An 18,026-nucleotide genomic window follows, 5' to 3' on the forward strand; every position below is an offset into this window, starting at 1 on the left:
TTGCCCCCGCTTGCGCAGACAGCCGTTCCGAGTGCTTGACGCAAGCATGAAGCCCGAAGGAAGCCCATGTCCCATCTGGTAGTCCACGGCGGCCAGCCGCTGCGCGGCCGCATCACCCCCTCCGCCAACAAGAACGCCGTTCTCCCGATTCTGTGCGCCACGTTGCTGACCGATCAGCCGGTGCGCCTCATCGGTGTGCCCGAGATCACCGACGTTCGCAAGATCCTCGACATCTTTCGCCAGCTTGGCAGCGACGTCAGCGTCGACTTCGACGCGGGCATTCTCGACGTGCACCACCGGAACACGAAGTTCGATCCGCGCACGGACCATCTGCCCGAAGAGATGCGCTCGTCGATCATGCTGGTGCCGCCGCTGCTCGCGCGGTTCGGTGTCGCTCGCATCGAGGACAACATCAAGGGCTGCACGCTCGGCGTGCGCGAGATCGACCCGCACATCGAAGTGCTGCGTCATTTCGGAGGGCGCGTGGAGCGCACCTCGGGCTCGCTGCTGATCCACGCCGACGAGGCGCGTCCCGCGATCCATCACTGGCTCGACTACGCGTCGGTGACCACCACGGAAAACTTCGTGCTGTGCGCCTCGACCGCCAACGGTCGCTCGCAGTTGAACAATGCGGCCTCCGAGCCGCACGTGCAGGAGTTCTGCCGCTTCATGCAGATGCTGGGCGTGCCGATCGAAGGCGTGGGCACCTCGCAGCTCGCCATCGAAGGGGTTGAGCGCTTTGGCGGCGGTGAATTCCGCTTCGCCGAGGACTTCCACGAGATCACCACGTTCCTGGCGCTGGGCGCGATCACGGGCGGGGAGATCACCGTCAAGAATTCAGCGCCCGAGCAGTTTCCGCTCATCGACCGCACCTTCGCCAAGTTCGGCATCAAGGTCGAGCATCGCGACGGCTGGTCCACCGCCACCGCGCAGGGCAAGCTCAAGGTGCAGACACCGTTCACGCAGAACATTCTGACGAAGGTCGAAGCGGCGCCGTGGCCTTACTTCCCGGTGGACCTGCTGCCGATTTTCATTGCGCTGGGCGTGAAGGCCGAAGGTAGCGCCATGTTCTGGAACAAGGTGTACGACGGCGCCATGGGGTGGTCGACGGAACTCTCGAAGTTCGGTGCGCACGTGTTCCAGTCCGATCCGCATCGTCTGATCACGTTCGGTGGCGTGCCGCTCTCGCCGGCGGTGGTCGAGAGCCCGTACATCATTCGTGTGGCAATTGCGCTGCTGATGGTGGCCGCGAGCATCGACGGCCAGTCGACGATCAAGAACGCGCAGCCGATTCGACGCGCACATCCTCATTTCGTCGAAAACCTGTGTTCGGTGGGCGCGAACGTCGTCTGGACGACGCCGGAATAAGTTGACCGACGGCCCCCCCGGGGGGGCCGGGCTCGCGTTGCGGCGCACGCCGACGGCAGGCGACCCCCCGATCCCCCGCGCGCCGGTTATCACCGCTGCGAACCCGACGGTTGACCTTACCCGAGCCGACCCGATACGCGAGGACACCACCTTTGCCCGACGGCATACGACGTTTGCCCGGCGGAAAATTATTTCCCGCCTGTCGGTATTCGCACCGTATCGGCGCGGCGGCGCAAAGGGAATGTGAAAGAATGACGACCATCATGAGCGATCGTCACCTGCCCCCGCAGTCGTTTGCCGCCCCCGCCACGACATCATCCGGCGCGGCCAGCGCATGGCCAGCCTCACCGCATGCCCGTCAGTTGTCGGGCGTGCGGGTGCTCGTCGTCGACGACAACCAGGAAGACCGCATGCTGCTGATGGACTTCCTCAGCCAGCAAGGCTGCCGAGTCTACATCGCGCAGGACGGCCGCGACGGCTACACCAAGGCGCGCACGGTGCAGCCCGATCTGATCCTGATGGACATCCGCATGCCGGTCTGCGACGGTCTGGGCGCTTGTCGCCTGCTCAAGGCCGATCCGGGCACGCGCCACATCCCGCTCATCTTTCTCACGGCCGCCGCCCTGCCCGGCGAGCGCGTCGCCGGACTCACGGCCGGTGCGGTCGATTACGTCACCAAGCCTTACGATTTCGAAGAAGTGCGGCTGCGTCTTTCCATCCACCTGAAGACGACGGCCCCCGCTTCGCATGGCGAACACGGCAAGCTCGCCCCGCTCCCGGTGCAGGCGCACACGCTGGACGCCGTGCTGTTTCGCGCCACGCGCGCCCTGCTGCTCGACCGGCTGAGCACCACGCCCGAGCTGGCCGGGCTGGCAAGCGCGGTCGGCACGAACACCCGCCGCCTCAATCTGGCGTTCCGGCGATGTGTAGGGGTCACGGTTTTCGACTTCCTTCGCGAAGAGCGCATGAAAGAGGCACGGCGCCTGCTCTCGGAAACCTCGCTCGACGTGCAGCACATCGCCGGTGCCGTCGGCTTCGCCAGCGCCGCCAACTTCGCAACCGCCTTTCGCGAACGCTTCGGCATGCCGCCCAGCGGCTTTCGCGAGCAGGGAGAGCAGGGCGCGCAGGTCGAGCACGCCCCCCAACGCGCCGGTGCGTCCGGTGCGTCTGGTACGCGCGGCACGTCCGGAACGCCATGAGCGATGCGCTGTCGGGCATGCGGGCGCGGGGCGTGCGCCGGACTGTCGCCGTCTGGCTGACGGTCGCCGCGCTTGCATTCATCGGGCTTTTCGGGATTTTCGGGCTCTTCGGCATTTCCGGCATCTGCGGCGCTGATGCCCTGCTGACCGAGCCTTGCGCACCGTGGGCGCCCATCGCGCGCCTGATGCCGGGCGAGGACGCCATTGCGGCGTCGCTCCCGCTTCAGGCTGCACAATCGTCGTCGACAACCGCGATCGATCTTGCCGACGCGCCGTCACCGCTCAGGCTCCAGACGCAATTGCGCATGCTCGAAGACCCGACACGAAGTCTCGATGCCATGCAGGCGCTTGCCGCCCCCGGCTGGCAGGCGATCACCCCGCGCATGCTCAATGCCGGCTACCGCCGCTCGGCCTTCTGGCTCACGGGCAGTGTCGTGAATTCAGGGACAACCCCCGTCACGCGCTGGCTGAGTGTCGGTATCGTGCGACTGGAAGACGTTCGCTTTTATGCTGTACCGCCCGGCGCAACCCAACCGGGCATCACGTGGCGCGCCGGCCACACCGTGCCGCTGGCGCAACACCCCGTCCGCTCGGAGACCTCGGTCTTTCCGATCACGCTGGCCCCGGGCGAGCGCCTCACCTTCCTCGTACGCGTGCAAACGCGCTCAACGGTCAGCCTCGTGCCGCAGCTGTGGCAGCCGGACGACTTCCGCATGGCCGAAGCCCACAATGCGATGGTGGCCATGCTGCTCGTCGGTTCGATGATTTCCATCGGCCTGTATGCGTCCGTGCTGGGCGTGGCGCGTCGCGATCCGGTCTTCGTGCTGCTCGCGCTCACCACCCTCACGCAGGTCGCCCAGGACATGGCGTTCCAGGGCTTCCTGTATCGCTACCTGCTCACGCAGGGCGGCGAGTTCATCGTACGGGCCCCCAGCTTCTTCTCGACGCTGACCGCCGGATGCTTCAGCGCGATGCTGCTCATCTTCTCCGGGCTTAACGGGGTGACGCTGTGGCGCTGGACTTATCGCGCGATGATCGGGCTAATGGGTTTCATGGCCACCTGGGTGTTGTTCGGCGATCACCGTGTGGCCGCCAATACGCATCTGCAATTGCTCTCGGTCTTCAACGTGATCTGGGTCGTTTCGCTGGCCGACGGCTGGCGACGCGGCTTCTCCAACGCGCGCCTGAGCCTGATCTCGTTCTCGCCCGGTTGCGTCGTGCTGTTCTGGCGGCTGGCGATCATCAATGGCCTGCTGCCCGAAGACTGGCTCGCCAACACGGCAATGGGCTGGAGCACCAACATTTCCGTGCTGTTGATGCTCACCATCCTCGTGGCCGGACGCTCGCGCGAACTCGTGCGCGAACAACGCGCGGCGCAGCGCGAAGTGCTGCAAACGCGTCGCGAAGAACAGGCGCGTCTGGCGAATGCCGTCGACACGCGCACCCGCGAACTGCAAGCCGCACTCATCGCCGCCGACGAGGCGAACAGTGCGAAGAGCGACTTTCTCGCGCGCATCAGTCACGACCTGCGTACGCCGCTCACGTCGATCATCGGCTTCGCCGATCTGGTCCAGTCGGGCGGGCGCGAAGACGCCGACCGGGGCCGCATCATTCGCCGCAGCGCGCATCACATGCTCGCGATGGTCAACGACCTGATCGAATATGCGGGCGGCGGCGCGGCCGACTCGCTGCACGTCACGCCCATCTATACGCACGCCTTCATCGAGGGCATTGCGCATGAAGGCATGAGCCTCGCGCGCAAGCACGACAATGCCTTCCTGCTCGACGTACGCGCGCCGTTCCCGCCCTTGCTGGCATTCGACGCCAAACGCGTACGCCAGGTGCTGGGCAATCTGCTCGACAACGCGGCGAAGTACACGGCAGACGGCACCATCACGCTGTCGCTGTCGGCCACGCCCGACGCGACGCTCGCCGACATCGTGCACGTGAGCTTCACGGTGGAGGATTCCGGCTGCGGTATCGCGAGAGACGATCTGCCGCGCGTGTTCGAACCGTTCGCGCGATTCGATCGCGCGCGACGCCTGCCGGGTGTGGGACTTGGGCTGGCCATCGTCAAGCAATGGATCGAGCGCATGGACGGCACGATTGCCATTCACAGCACCCCCGACGTCGGCACACGGGTCACGTTCACGCTGCCATTGCGTGTGGCGCGCGAAGCCGACCTCGTGCCGCAATCGTTCGCGGGGGCCACGCACGCGTTGCCGCCGCTCGACGGCACCGGGCATCGCATCTGGCTGGCCGAGGACTCGCCTGAAATCCGGCAGTTCCTGCATGACGAACTCGCGAGTCTGGGCTTCTCGGTGCGTACCTTCGACGATGGCGTCGCACTCATCGCGGCACTGGGCGAGCCCGATCAGGCATCGCCGGATCTGGTGCTGACCGACCACATGATGCCCAACGCCGACGGGCTCGACGTGGCACGCGCCACGCAGCGCCGGTGGCCGGGCGTCCCCGTGCTTGCGGTCTCCGCCTCGCCGCAGGCCGTGGCCGGCGCCGAAGCCGGCGGCTACGACGCATGCCTGCTCAAGCCCGTCGAGCTCGTCGACCTGCGCAATACGCTGGCGCGCCTGCTCGATCTGCAACGTGACGAAAGCGTCGCCCTCTCCGGCACGGGCGCCGACCCCAACGCCGATCTCGAGCACGCGACACTCGTGCGCCCGTCGCGCGAGTTGCTCGTCGAAGCGCGTCAACTCATCGCCATGGGGGCCATTACCGACCTGATGGACTGGGCGCGCAATCTGAGCACGCTCTCGCCGCAATACGATGTCTTCGCGCGACACGTGCACCAGCTCGCGCAACGCGGCGACCTCGCCGGGCTCGCCGAGCTTTGCGCGTCACCGGCGCAGTCGTGAAACGACAACGGCACGCGCCAGGGCATGCCGTTGTCTGTGCGGGCCATCGCGCCCAACGTGGGGGACGCGGGTGAGCGCCCCCACCTCAGCCGTGCCCCGGTCGCGCTTCAGTCGCGCAGCGGTTTATGGGCTGTCTCGCGCGCCGCGAACAACGCAATGGCGGTGACCGCGAGCGCCGCCGTCACGTACAGCGACACCGACAACGTCGTGCCGTACTGCTTGTACAGACTCACGATGATCAACGGGGCGAAGCCGCCGCCGAGAATGCCCGCCAGCGTATAGGCCAGCGACGAGCCGGCGTAACGCACGCGCGTCGGAAACTGCTCGGTGACGAACGCCGCCTGCGGGCCGTACATGATCGCGTGGATCACCAGACCGACCACCACCGACAGCACGATCAGCGCCGGACTCGACGTGTCCAGCAGCACGAAGAAGCCGTATGCCCAGATCACGGCGCACAACACGCCGAAGCCGTATACCGGGCGGCGGCCCAGCTTGTCGGAAAGCGCCCCGAACAGTGGCACGGTCAGCGCGTTGAAGGCAGTGCCCACGAGCACGGCGGTCAGCGCGAGCGGCCGCGACAGATGCAGGGTGCCGGTGACGTAGGTCAACGTGAAGACGACCATCAGCGCATACAGCACATCCGAGCCGATACGCGAACCACCCGCAACCAGGAGATTGCGCCAGTGCTTGCGAAAGACGTCGGCGATGGGCATTTCCGCCTGACGGTCCGAATGCTGCATCTGCTCGAACATCGGCGTCTCCTCCACGCCGCGACGCACCCACAGGCCGAACGCCACGAGCACGAGACTCAGGAGAAATGGCACACGCCAGCCCCACGAGAGGAAGTCGTCGGGCGAGATCGCCAGCGTGATGAGCGCGATCAGTCCAGTCGCGAGCAAGGTGCCGAACGACGGCCCGACCTGCGTCCACGACGCATTCAGTCCGCGCTTTTTCTGATCGCCGTGCTCGACGGAGAGCAACACCGCGCCGGCCCATTCGCCACCGAGCGCCACGCCCTGCACGAACCGCAGCGCCACGAGCAGCACCGGACTCCAGATGCCGATCGATGCATAGGTCGGGAGCAGCCCCATCAACCCGGTGGTCAGGCCCATCACCACGAGCGTGAGCACCAGCACGGCACGTCGTCCGATCTTGTCGCCGAGATTGCCGAACACGAAACCGCCGAGCGGTCGCGAAACGTAACCGACGGCGTACGTCGACAGCGCGAGAATGGTGCCCGCCAGCGGATCGACCGACGGAAAGAAGAGATGGTTGAAGACCAGCGCAGCGAGCGTGTTGTAGACGGTGAAGTCGTACCACTCAAGGGTCGTGCCGACCATGCTGGCAGTCGCCAGACGGCCCTTGTTGGCCCCGTGTCTGCCCGTCGCCGCCTGCGCGGGAGCAGCGTCGCCGCGCTTGTCGTGAACGTCGCGGGTATTCGAATACGTCGTCATGGATGTCTCCAGAGAGGGCGCGAGCGCCGCCGGCCAGTGCAACCGGGTCGGACGGTCTCGCGCGTGGGGGGCACGACGTCAGTCGTCGTTGGCGCCGAGGCGCCACAGCAGGGCAAAGCGGGTCACTTCCGCGGCGGGTACACCATATGCGGCGGCCAGCGTCTCGGCGGCCGCGCGCACGGCGTCAGGATCCGTGCCCTCGATGAGCACCACGGCGTCGGCCGGGGGAAGCGGCGCGTCTTTGGCGGTGAGCGAGACGGACAGCGTCGGCACGGTCACCTGCAACGTGGCTCGCACGATGCCGTCGCCCTGCACCACCTCGGCAAGTTGCGCGTCCAGGCGCCCACGCGCCTGCGCCACCGTCGTTGCCGGCAGCACGAATGCGGCGAGCATGCCGCCCTGCCCCTGACCGGCTTCGATGTCGAGCGTGCCGACACGACGCTGCGTGCCTTGCATGCGCGCGAAGTTGCGCACCGACCACTCGGTCTGGTGTTGAAAGGCCTGCGCGTACGGCTCGCTGGTGAAAACGGCGGCGTCACGCGTGCAATACAGGGCGAGGTACGGACGGGCGCAGTCGTGCAGCGCCTTGAAGCGGCGGGCGAACTGAAAACCCGGAATTGCCACACGCTCCTGCATGTGTTCGCGGTCGTACCAGCGGTTGAAATCCGCTTCGAAGGCCGGATCGATATTCGTCCAGATACAGAGTTGGGCGCGGGGGGCAGTCACGGTCATGGGGCATCCATCGGTTTCGACAATCGGGGGCCGACCGACACGGCTCGGCGAGGAGCACGCACGGGTCGAGCGTTGCACCGAGTGTGCAAAACGAGGGAAAACGCGTCCAACAAGAAATCAAATTCGCCGTGACAGCAAATTCTTATGACCGCCCGGAATCCGTTGCCCTGCGGGCGGGCGTGCGGGGGAACCCCATGTGTGCGCGCGCTCAGACGTCGTTCGTGCCCCAGGCGGGCGCGGTCATGGCGGCCGCAGGCGGAATGGCGATGTCGGGGCCCATGTTCAGGGCAAACTCGCTGGCGGTGCGTTGCGCCAGACGAGCGACGTTCTCTGCGAGCAGCGCCCCCGTACGGAACGACCCGACGAGCGGAAGATTGGGGAAGTTGGCATTGACGCGCAGCAGGTGCAGGCTGTGCTCGCCCAATTCGCGCTGGATGATTGCGGGCGGCAGCATGGCCACGCCGAAACCGTCGGCGACCAGACGGATGATCGCCGCCACCGACGTCATGCAGTTGACCCGCACCGGCCGCTCGGCGGCCACCGAAAACATGCGCTCGAGCGTCTTGTGCGGCCCCGAATTGCGCGAAAAACTCACGAGCGGATACGCCGCGAGATCCGCCACGTCGAGCGTCTCGCCTTCGAGATTGAGCTTGGGGCTTGCCACCCAGCGCATGGGGAACTCGGCCAGCGGGAGATTTTCCACGCCGGCGGCATGCTGCACATCGGTCTGCAAGACGAGATCGAGCGTGCCGGCTTCGAGTTGCTTGCACAAATTGATGGTCGTCTCGCTCGTGACTTCGATTTCGAGCTGCGGATACTCACGGTGAATGCGCGACGCGAGATCCGGGAACCAGCTATGCACGATCGACTCGACCACGCCGATCTTGAGCACGCCCGGCGGCATGTCCGGGTCGCTCAGCTCGCGTTTCATCTCCTGCCCGAGCATGACGATGCGCTCCGCGTACGCCAGCGCCTTCTGTCCGGCCGCCGTGAGCGTCACCTCGCGCGCGCTGCGGTCGAACAAACGCACGCCAAAGCTCTGCTCAAGCGACGCGATACGGCTCGACACCCCCGCCTGCGTCGTATGCAAACGCTCGGCCGTCAGCCGGAAGTTACGCAGTTTGGCCAGCCAGACGAAAGTTTCGAGAAAACGCAGATTCATGCGAACGGACGACGATAGTTCTGGGAATTGACCCATTTTAGCGGCAACTCCAATCGGGCTAAATCGAGCGATTGGCCGCAATCTGCGGACTATCTCGACCACGAAGTGTTACGGCGTGACGTTCCCATCATGTTTCGCGACGTTTCGTTTTCGTAACGTTTTTCCACGGCGGCGATTCGGCGGCTCGGTCGAGCCCCTTGAAAATCAAAGGGTTAAGCGACGCATGAGGATTGGCACGGGATTTGCTGAATTGAGACGTAACGGCCCGTCGAGGCCGGAGGGCCGACTCTCTGGAGACTGTCATGTCAACCGCCCATTTCCGCCGACCGCATCCGACCGTGGAACTCGCGCGCTGCGTGTTCCGGCAGCATTACATCCGCATCATGCAGGCCGAGCGCCCCGGCAGCTATGCGGTGCTGGTCGACATCTGGCCTATGGACGGCCGTACGTTTGCCAGCATCGATCAGGCCAAGCAGGCGGCCATGCTGTTCATCCGCGACATGGAAAACGAGTGAGTCCGCGTAAGTGATCCCGCGCTGGCGCTCCGGCGCGGCCAACGAGACGAGACCGAAATGAAACATCACCACACACGTTACAACGCCGCCGAGCGTCACGCGATGGCGGCTTCCCTTGCCCGTGGGTCGACACGTCAACCGGTCGTGCTGGACCCGGCAGGCGATCCCTACGCGCGTGTCGCGGTCGAAGCGTACGCCGAGGCTTGTGCGCAGGACCAGCCTTGGCTGGCCGAGGCGCTGCAACGCCAGTACCGGCTCGCGGGCGGCACACCGTCGAGCGCCGCCGCCATGTGGCGGACATTTCACGAGGCGCAACAACTGGCTCGGCAGGGGGACAACTACGACGAGGCCGCCTGGACTCACGTGGCGTTGCACCTGTGCGGCGTGTTGGGGGCAATGAATCTGTAATTGTGAATTTTTGGCGCAATCGCCCTCCGGCGTTGCGCCACACAGACGCCACACAGATGGATAACGCGGCGTGACGGGCATTTCTGGCATACTTCGTGCAAAGTAAATTCACGCAGTTGCCTGGTATCCAATGAGCCTGTCCGCCGCGCCGGCACGAACTTTCCGTCGGCACCTCCTCGCCAAGCTTTTCGGCACACTGATCCTGCTGTTTCCCGCCGTTTCACTGGTTGTGCCGCGCGGTGGGAACACGGTGATGTTCCTGACCGTCGCGCTCGGCGCGATCGTCCTCCTTTCCGACCGGATACCGGGGCAAACGTGCGCCCTGATCAAGACCAAGGCCCACGTCCGAGTCCTTCTCGGCTCGCTGCTGCTGCCGGTGCTGGCCATTGCGTTTGTGGAGGTGCTGCACGGTCACGTCGTCGCCAACACGCTCGATTCGCCGGTTCGGTTCGTGCTGGCGATCGTCGTATTCCTCGGACTGCGCAGGATCGTCGATATCCTGCCGCGATGGGTGGATCTCACCTTCGGCGCCGGCGCCCTGTGTGCGGCGCTCATGGCATGGTATTCGACCACCGATCTGATGGCGGCCAGAGCGGAGAGCTCCTTTCTGAACCCGATCCATTTCGGCGACATCGCCGTGCTGCTCGGCATTCTGTCCGTCGTCTCCATTCACTGGTTCAGGCATGACAAGCCATGGATCGTCGCCCTGAAGATTCTTGGAGCCGCGTCAGGCTGCTATGCCTCCTGGGCAAGCCAGTCCAGAGGGGGGTGGATCGTGCTGCCATGCCTGCTGATCGTGTGGCTGCTGTGGCGCTATCAACCGGTGAGCAGGGCACGTCGCACCACGATTGCCGTCGTCGCGCTTGTGCTGCTGGCGAGCAGTTTCTCCTCCCAGGTCGTGCGCGATCGGTTCGAGTCGATTCGCTCGGATCTGGTCAGCCTGTCCGACGGCAATGCCGACACGGCCACAGGCATCCGGCTCGAACTCTGGAAGGTCGCCGTCACGCTCATCGCCGAGCGGCCCGTGCTCGGTCATGGGGCTCACGGCTATCACGACGCCATGCCGAAGATGGCGGCCTCCGGGCAACTGACGCCCCAGGCGGCCGAACTGGGCAAGGGCGAAGTGCACAACCAGATCCTCGCGTATACCGTCGATTACGGGATTCTCGGACTGCTTAGCATTCTGGGCGTCTACATCGGGCCGGCCATCTTCTTTGTCCGCTCCGCACAGTTGCGGCGCGCCCGCGTCGAGAATCGCGCGGCGTTGATGGGCCTCATGACAGCCGTCGCGTTCGCGGTGTTCGGCCTGACGGTCGAGACGTTCAATCTCAAGGTGACGGTCGCCTTCTACGCGACGATGCTGGCCGTGTTTGCCGCGATCGCCTATCCTGTCGACGCTTCAGAAGACGAAGCGCCTAACGATCGATGAACGGCCTATGAACGCGGCGATCCCGACATGCTAAGTATTCTCATCCCCACCTGGAACAATCTTCCGTTCCTCAAGCTGTGCATCGACAGCGTTCGCCGTCATTCCGGCGAGGCGCACGAAATCCTCGTTCATGTGAACGACGGCAGCGACGGCACCCTGGAATGGGTTCGCGAGCAAGGCCTGCGCTACACGCACAGCAGCGGCAACGTGGGCGTGTGCCTGGCGCTGAACCAGCTCGCACCGCTCGCGTCGCACGACCAGTTGCTCTTCCTGAACGACGACATGTTCGTCACGCCCGGCTGGGACACGGCACTCATCGACGCGGCCCGCGCGCTCGACACGCCCGTCTACTATCTGTCGTCGGTGATGATCGAGCCGAACGCGGGCGTCAGCAAGCAGGTGGTGTCGAAGGATTTCGGCACGACCGCCGAATCGTTCGACGAGGCCGGTCTGCTCGCCTTTGCCGCCTCGCTGGACCGCACCGATGTGAACGGCGTGCCCACCCAGCCGACCCTCGTGAGCCGCAGCTTGTGGCATCTCGTCGGTGGGTACAGCATCGAGTTCGGACCGGGCATGAGCAGCGACGACGACTTCCTGATGAAGCTGTGGCTGGTCGGATGCCGGACGTTTCGCATCGTCGGCAAGAGTGTCGTCTATCACTTCGGGTGCCGCTCGACCGGGCGCGTGGTGAAGAATCGCGGCAGCCGCGAGTTCCTGATGAAGTGGGGGATGACGCAGGCGGAATTCAAGCGCAACTACCTCGACCTGGCGGGAACGCCGGAGGGCGACGCGCTGCCGAACGTCCCCTCGCCCAGCGGCAAGAGCCGTATCAAGCGCGCGCTGCACGGCAGCAAGCCCTACCCGCTCGAAGACCTCGCGCGCTGGGATGCCAACGTGCCGCGCCATCTGAAGCTGGACTGAGCGTCCAGCTCATGCTGTCCGTTCACGCTGTCTGTTCGGATTCGCGTCAGTGCCGTGGGTGGCGGATTCGCGCCCACGCATGCTCGACCCGCTTCACGGCGGGACTCTCCGGGTGACGTGTCCACCACACCCCGAGCTCCCAGACCATGCCTGCCAGTACCGCGATCACCACGAGTGCGCCGATCGTGTACCAGATCTCACCGAATGAGCTTGTCATCGCGGCCTCCCGAAAATGCGTCACGGGCGGTCGACGACCGTCCGTGATTGCATTCTAGGCGACGAAACCCGGCTTGCCCGCGGGGTCTGCCCTAAGACCCGAGGATCGGACGGAGGATTGACGCGTCGATCAAAGCTGCCCCATGCCCAGTTGCACCACCAGACTGCTCACCGACACAGCGGCCCACACGCCGAGGCCCAGCAGGATGGGACGCACGCCCGTCGAGGCCATGCGGCGCAGGTTCGACGACAGGCCAATGGCGGTCAGTGCCACGATGATCAGGAATTCGGCGGCGTCGTGAATCCACGGCTGCAGACTCGCGGGGACCAGCCCGGCGGTACGAATGCCCGATGCGATCAGAAAGCCGAGGATGAACCACGGGAAGATGCGGGCAAGGCTGAAGTTACCGGCGCCGGCACGCTTGGCGCGATAGGCGACGATGGCGGCCAGCGTCAGACAGATCGGAATGATCAGCGTCGCGCGGGTGAGCTTGACGATGGTGGCGTAATCGCCGGCCGCCTTGCTGTAGCTGTAACCGGCGGCCACCACCGACGACGTGTCGTTGATCGCCGTCCCCGCCCACATGCCGAAACCGAGGTCCGACAGGTGGAGCGCGTGACCGAGCAGCGGGAACAGCAGCACGGCGGCAATGTTGAACAGGAAGATGGTCGAGATGGCGAACGCCGTTTCATGATCGTCCGGCTTGACGATGGGCGTGACGGCCGCAATGGCCGAACCACCGCAGATCGCCGTGCCGACGCCGATGAGCAGCTTGAGTTTGTCGGGCACGCCGAGCAGGCGCCCCAGCCCCCAGGCCGACAAGCCTGCGGCGGTGACCGTCACGGCCGTCACAGCCAGCGACTCCAGCCCGGTATGCGCCACTTGCGACAGGCTCAGGCCGAAGCCGAGCGCGATGATCGACCACTGGAGCACGTACTTCGAGGCGAACTTGATACCGGCTTCGTAGCGCGCGCCTGGCGAAAAGAGATTGCGCACGAGAATGCCCAGCAGAATGCCGAACACGGGGCCGCCGACGAGCGGCATCTGACGCCCGAGCAGCAAGGCCACGAAAGCGATGACGGTCGAGAGAATCAGACCTGCCCACGGATTGTGCTGATCCGGCACCAGCGTATCGGGACGCGCGGCCGAGGCCGAAGCGCGGGTCGATGCAGCGTGGGTCTTTGTGGTCATTGCAGGCACTCCTTTCGAATGACTGCAAGTCTAAAAACTCCGCATCGATAATAAAAATCGTTATATCGGATACAAAATATCCAAATTTCCGATAGAGTCGCGCCGGCGACCTAACGTCTTGATTTTCTTGCCGTTTTTATGCCTGTTTTTGTGCCCGTTCTGTGCCATTACAGACGCGCCCACGCGCCGTTACACTGTCTGAGCGCCTACCAGCGCCACCAGCCGGACACGATGCCAACAAAGGAGACCGCGCCTCATGTCGCAAACCGCCGACACCCCTGCCCGCCGGGCACAGTGGTATTTCGATTTCGCCTCGCCCTTCGCGTATCTGCAATTCGAACGTTTCGACACGCTGCCGCGCACGCTTTCCATCGATCTGAAGCCGATCGTGCTCGGCGCGATTCTCGTGCACCTGCAGACGCAGGGGCCCGCGGAAACGCCGCACAAGCGCATCTTCACTTACCGTATGGCGCAGTTCCGCGCGGAGCAGGACGGCATTGCGTTCAGGATGCCGCCGGTGCATCCCTTTCATCCGATTCGCGTACTGCGGCTGGCCCTGTCGCTGGGCGCCACCCATGATGTCGTGCGCACGATCTTTCGTTTCATCTGGGCGCAGGGGCGCGACGTGACCGACCCACAAGGCTGGGCCGACCTGAACGCGCTGCTGGGCCTGTCGGCCGACGAAGCCCTCGTGCGCGCCGAGGCGCCGGAAGTCAAGGCCGCCTTGCGAGAAAACACCGAAGGGGCCATTGCCGCCGGCGTGTTCGGTGTGCCGACGTTTGCCTATGACGGCGAGTTGTATTGGGGTGACGACGCCACGGCAATGTTCCGCCATTGCCTGGCGCACCCGGAGTGGCTGCAATCGCCGGACGTCAAACGATTACAACAGGTGACAGTGGGCGTGCGACGCGAGCGCTGAGGCGCTTGCCGCAGACGAGCCCGGACAAGCCAGGAAACGCCGGGACAATCGGGGACAATCCGGTTATTTCCCGGTGCCGAGCACCAGCGGCAAGGACACGGCATCGGCCATGGCGGCATAGCCGGCGTCGCTGGGGTGCGTGCCGTCGCCACTGTCCAGGCGCGGCAACATGCGCGAGGGCTGCGACGGATCGCGCAGCGCGGCGTCGAAGTCGACGACACCATCGAACGCCCCCGCCGTACGTACCCACTGATTCACGGCGTCACGCACCGCTTCTCGCTCCGGCGGCAGCTTGCCGGGCGGGATCGTGGTGCCGATGATGCGCACGTTGTGCGCGCGCGCGGCAGCAATCAGGGACTGATACCCCGCGATCATCTCCGGCGCAGTCACGATCACATGCGGAACATCGCAATCGAGTCCCGCGTGGGGCGGCACATAGCCGAAATTGATGTCGTTGATGCCGATCTGCACGACGACCGTCTTCACACCCGGTTGCTCCAGCGCATCGCGACGAAAACGCGAAACCAGCCGTTCGCCGTAGCACGCGGAATCGTTCAGCAGACGGTTGCCGCTGATGCCGAGGTTGAGCACGGCGACATCGCGTCGCCCGGCGCTCTCCAGACGTCGCGCCAGCCCGTCCGGCCAGCGGCGGTTGGCGTTGAGCGTACTGCGCATGCCATCGGTAATCGAATCGCCGATCGCGACGATGGCCTGCGAGGGCGCATCCGGCACCACGCTCAGCCCCGCGAGCCACAAGGTGTTGGTAAATCGCGAGGGGAACGACGCCGCCTGAGCGTCACCGACGAAGTCGCCGGCACCGCTCAGAAACGCCGTTTGCTGGGCGATCTTGTGCCATGTCGTCGGTGTCTTCGATTCGCGTGTGAAAAGACTGATGGCCAACGGCGTGCCGGCGCGTACGGCGAACGGCAACGGATCACTCTCCATCGACGCCCCCGGCGCAATGCGGGCTGTCGGCTGCGTGCCGAAGGTCAGCTCGCGCAGGCTCGCGGCATCGATCGCCGCGCCGCGCACCGAGACCGCCAGACTGGCGCGGTCGATGACAAGCGGCTGCGTGCCGTACGCGTTCGAGAAGCGCACGCGCACTTCATTGCCGGAGAGTGTCGGAAACACGATCTGACGCACGGTACGCCCACCGACCGCCGGTGCCCGATTGAACGAGGGCGCGGCGGGGTGTTGCGCCACGGCCTGCGGTGCCGTCGCCCACGCGCCGACGCGCGCGCTGTGCGGGTTAGGGGCATCGGGCACGCGACGCGCTTCCCGAACGCTCGAAGGGGTCGCCGTACCGGTCGCGCTTTGGGCGAAGGCGGGCGACGCAACGCCGACTGCCGCCGTCACGATAGCGGCAGCGGCAACCTTCAACGTGCGACTTGAAACGACACGCAGGGCACGGTGCATGCGGGGCAAGCCCTCGGCAGCGGGGAACCGGTAATTCAGGAGCGTCGGGGGCATCGAAACAACGTAGGCAACATGGGCAAGCGAGGCAGCAGTCGCCATTGTGCCTGATTGTGGCCGTTGGCAAGGACTTACATTGCCTTTCGGGCCGACGCCTTTATCTCTTCCGTCTCTTCCGTCTCTTCTGTCTCGTCTGACTCTGCCCGCCCCCACGCCTCGTTCGGGCGGCGCGCAACGTGGCGAGTCCGAAATGTCGGAACCGGTACGCCGAAATCAGCGTGTCGAAATCACGATGGCAACGCGGCGATTCTGCGCGCGTCCGGCGGGCGTGCTGTTGTCCGCGACCGGATTTCGCTTGCCCGCGCCGATGGTCTGGATCCCCGCACGCTGCATGCCCGCATCGGCGAGCACCCCTGCCACGGCGTCGGCGCGGCGGGCGGAGAGTTGCTCGTTGTAGGCGTCGCTGCCGACCGAGTCCGTATATCCGTAGACACGCACCGCGTTGAGTCCGACCTTCACGAGCGTGCGCCCGATGCGCAGTACGGTGTCGCGCGCAGGGTCGCGCACCACGAACTTGTCGGTATCGAACAACACCGTATCCGACATACCGAACTCCCAACCCTCGTCCGTCTGCGTAAAGCCCTCGGACTTGAGCGCCGCGATCTGCTCGGGCGTGAGGCCGTGCACCGGTGTCGTCTGACAGCCGGCCAGCACACCGACACCCAGCAGACAGACGAGCAGCGCAGCGCGCCGGGCGGAAGTCTTCAGGCGCGCGAGCGCGCGCGCGATGGCGATAATCAGTGCCAAGATGGGAGCGCCGCGCAGTGCGCGCTCACGTGTGTGTTGAGAGCTCAAAACCATTCCCCATTGCAGTGTGAAATCCGGTCGTCATTCCTACTTGTTATGAATACTGCCAGGTGTTGCTCGCCGCCTTATCCCTTGGGGCTTTCCGCGACATGCCAGGTGCCCAGACCGGCGCGCTTGGCCTGATACATCGCCGTATCCGCGGCGCGCAGCAGTGCGGTCGCGTCTTGCGCATGCGTCGGATACAACGCAATGCCGATGCTCATCGATGTGACCAGATCGTCGCCCCCCGGCAACGCAATCGGCTTTTCCATCGACGAGAGTAGCGTCTGTGCGAGCCGCACGGCGTTCGACGTCTGACGCACGCCCGGCAGCATAACGGCGAACTCGTCGCCCCCCAGGCGCGCCACCAGATCGCCCTCGCGCAGCGGCTGCCGCAAACGCTGCGCAATCGCCACGAGAACCGCATCGCCGGCATCGTGACCGAGCTGATCGTTGATGTCCTTGAACCGATTGCTATCGAGGTACAGCAGCGCGACATGCGTGCCCAACTCGCGCGCTTCGCCAAGCGCCTGCGTGAGGCGCGACTCGAAGTAGGCACGATTCGGCAATCCCGTGAGCGGATCGTGGTTCGCCTGATGCGCGAGCGTGGCGTTCTGTGCGCGCAAGTGATTCTGCCAGCCTTCGAACTCGTCGAGCAGCGCGTTGAAGTCGTCACCCAATTCCTTGAGCTCGGCAATCGGCGTGGCGGCCACCCGCTGATGAAACGCCCGCTCGCGCCGCACCGCATGCGCGACTTCCGCCAGCGCGCGCAGCGGTTTCACGATATCGCGATGCATGCGTTTGGCCAGCAGGTTCGCCACGGCAAAGGTCACCAGCAAGCATGCCAGCACTCCGCCAATGCCGCTCACCAGGAAGACGAAGAACTGCTTGCCCTGCCCCTGCACCTCGATCTGTCCGACGACGTTGCCGTCGTGGCGAATGGGCAACGTCACCGGCCCGGGCAACGCAATGTCGGCGACGGTGCGCTCTACCTTGGCCAGCGTGCCGCCGTCCGCGCGCCGCCACATGGCGAACTGGGCATTGCGGGCATCGACCACACGCACCTGCACCACGTCTTCGTCGTTGGCGATGAGGGCGATCGCCTCCTGCGCCGCCACGCGATCGCCGAACACGACCGCCGCTTCGGCCGTGTAGGCGAGCGAGCGACCGACGAGCAGCAGATTGTTTTCGGCGTAGGCACGTAGCGCGATCCATGCCACCAGCGAGAGCGACAGCGCCGCGAGCACGACGGCGGAGACCGCCAGACGCAGGTGCGTGCGTCGCAGCACGCGTTGCAGCGACGGCCGACGCGGGCGCATGCGCGCAGACGCGCTCGAAGGTTCCGTAGCGGCGGCGGCGCCGCGCGAGGGCGAGGA

Annotated in this window: 16 protein-coding genes; 8 read left to right on the top strand and 8 right to left on the bottom strand. The window is 65.4% G+C overall.

The features are described 5' to 3' along the window. Nucleotides 1-66 precede the first annotated feature (66 nt). The 3 genes from PCA31118_RS11785 to PCA31118_RS11795 all read left to right on the top strand — a co-directional run bounded on the left by PCA31118_RS11785 (nt 67) and on the right by PCA31118_RS11795 (nt 5,440). Nucleotides 67-1,368 carry a UDP-N-acetylglucosamine 1-carboxyvinyltransferase gene (locus PCA31118_RS11785; protein ID WP_150625403.1) on the top strand — a complete coding sequence of 434 codons (1,302 nt, stop codon included), beginning with the start codon at nt 67-69 and terminating at the stop codon, nt 1,366-1,368. A gap of 410 nt (nt 1,369-1,778) precedes the next feature. Beyond that, nucleotides 1,779-2,567, top strand: coding sequence for a response regulator transcription factor (locus tag PCA31118_RS11790; RefSeq protein WP_246190216.1), 789 nt, complete (start codon nt 1,779-1,781; stop codon nt 2,565-2,567). Next, the gene (locus tag PCA31118_RS11795; protein WP_150625405.1) at nt 2,564-5,440 is read left to right on the top strand and encodes a hybrid sensor histidine kinase/response regulator; all 2,877 of its coding nucleotides are present in this window, start codon (nt 2,564-2,566) and stop codon (nt 5,438-5,440) included. The genes PCA31118_RS11790 and PCA31118_RS11795 overlap by 4 nt, the downstream gene beginning before the upstream one ends. 107 nt (nt 5,441-5,547) lie before the next feature. On the opposite strand, the gene PCA31118_RS11800 is transcribed toward PCA31118_RS11795, so the two are convergent. From PCA31118_RS11800 to PCA31118_RS11810, 3 genes are all read right to left on the bottom strand, one after another. Further along, a complete protein-coding gene (locus PCA31118_RS11800; protein ID WP_150625406.1) occupies nt 5,548-6,897 on the bottom strand; it encodes an MFS transporter in 1,350 nt (449 codons plus the stop codon). A 78-nt stretch (nt 6,898-6,975) separates the two neighbouring features. Then, nucleotides 6,976-7,629: a DUF4286 family protein gene (locus PCA31118_RS11805; protein ID WP_150625407.1), complete on the bottom strand. Its 654-nt coding sequence runs from the start codon at nt 7,627-7,629 to the stop codon at nt 6,976-6,978. A 208-nt stretch (nt 7,630-7,837) separates the two neighbouring features. Beyond that, nucleotides 7,838-8,791 carry a LysR family transcriptional regulator gene (locus PCA31118_RS11810; RefSeq protein WP_150625675.1) on the bottom strand — a complete coding sequence of 318 codons (954 nt, stop codon included), beginning with the start codon at nt 8,789-8,791 and terminating at the stop codon, nt 7,838-7,840. Between the two features lie 302 nt (nt 8,792-9,093). Here PCA31118_RS11810 and PCA31118_RS11815 point away from each other — a divergent pair, with 302 nt between their 5' ends. From PCA31118_RS11815 to PCA31118_RS11830, 4 genes are all read left to right on the top strand, one after another. Beyond that, on the top strand, nt 9,094-9,306 hold the full coding sequence (locus PCA31118_RS11815) for a hypothetical protein (RefSeq protein WP_150625408.1): 213 nt from the start codon (nt 9,094-9,096) through the stop codon (nt 9,304-9,306). A 57-nt stretch (nt 9,307-9,363) separates the two neighbouring features. Beyond that, nucleotides 9,364-9,714, top strand: a complete 351-nt coding sequence (locus PCA31118_RS11820) for a hypothetical protein (protein ID WP_150625409.1) — start codon at nt 9,364-9,366, stop codon at nt 9,712-9,714. Nucleotides 9,715-9,844: 130 nt separating this feature from the next. Then, nucleotides 9,845-11,143 (top strand): O-antigen ligase family protein, encoded by a 1,299-nt coding sequence (locus tag PCA31118_RS11825; RefSeq protein WP_150625410.1) that lies wholly within the window; start codon nt 9,845-9,847, stop codon nt 11,141-11,143. 27 nt (nt 11,144-11,170) lie between these two features. Beyond that, nucleotides 11,171-12,064 (top strand): glycosyltransferase family 2 protein, encoded by an 894-nt coding sequence (locus PCA31118_RS11830; RefSeq protein ID WP_150625411.1) that lies wholly within the window; start codon nt 11,171-11,173, stop codon nt 12,062-12,064. Between the two features lie 46 nt (nt 12,065-12,110). Here the strand turns inward: PCA31118_RS11830 and PCA31118_RS27010 are convergent, their stop codons facing one another. Continuing rightward, nucleotides 12,111-12,281 (bottom strand): hypothetical protein, encoded by a 171-nt coding sequence (locus PCA31118_RS27010; RefSeq protein WP_157123251.1) that lies wholly within the window; start codon nt 12,279-12,281, stop codon nt 12,111-12,113. A 129-nt stretch (nt 12,282-12,410) separates the two neighbouring features. Beyond that, nucleotides 12,411-13,472, bottom strand: a complete 1,062-nt coding sequence (locus PCA31118_RS11835) for a YeiH family protein (RefSeq protein ID WP_246190198.1) — start codon at nt 13,470-13,472, stop codon at nt 12,411-12,413. Nucleotides 13,473-13,728: 256 nt separating this feature from the next. Between PCA31118_RS11835 and PCA31118_RS11840 the strand changes: the two genes are divergently transcribed. Then, nucleotides 13,729-14,391 (top strand): 2-hydroxychromene-2-carboxylate isomerase, encoded by a 663-nt coding sequence (locus tag PCA31118_RS11840; protein ID WP_150625412.1) that lies wholly within the window; start codon nt 13,729-13,731, stop codon nt 14,389-14,391. 63 nt (nt 14,392-14,454) lie between these two features. Here the strand turns inward: PCA31118_RS11840 and PCA31118_RS11845 are convergent, their stop codons facing one another. From PCA31118_RS11845 to dgcN, 3 genes are all read right to left on the bottom strand, one after another. Continuing rightward, complete coding sequence (locus tag PCA31118_RS11845) at nt 14,455-15,861, bottom strand: SGNH/GDSL hydrolase family protein (protein WP_246190199.1); 1,407 nt, start codon at nt 15,859-15,861, stop codon at nt 14,455-14,457. Nucleotides 15,862-16,077: 216 nt separating this feature from the next. Further along, nucleotides 16,078-16,611 carry an outer membrane lipoprotein YfiB gene (gene yfiB, locus PCA31118_RS11850; protein WP_484549324.1) on the bottom strand — a complete coding sequence of 178 codons (534 nt, stop codon included), beginning with the start codon at nt 16,609-16,611 and terminating at the stop codon, nt 16,078-16,080. A 125-nt stretch (nt 16,612-16,736) separates the two neighbouring features. Beyond that, nucleotides 16,737-17,969: a diguanylate cyclase DgcN/YfiN gene (dgcN, locus tag PCA31118_RS11855; protein WP_150625678.1), complete on the bottom strand. Its 1,233-nt coding sequence runs from the start codon at nt 17,967-17,969 to the stop codon at nt 16,737-16,739. Nucleotides 17,970-18,026: the final 57 nt, after the last annotated feature.

It is taken from the genome of Pandoraea captiosa, from assembly GCF_902459775.1.
In the GTDB taxonomy this organism is placed as follows: Bacteria; Pseudomonadota; Gammaproteobacteria; order Burkholderiales; family Burkholderiaceae; genus Pandoraea; species Pandoraea captiosa.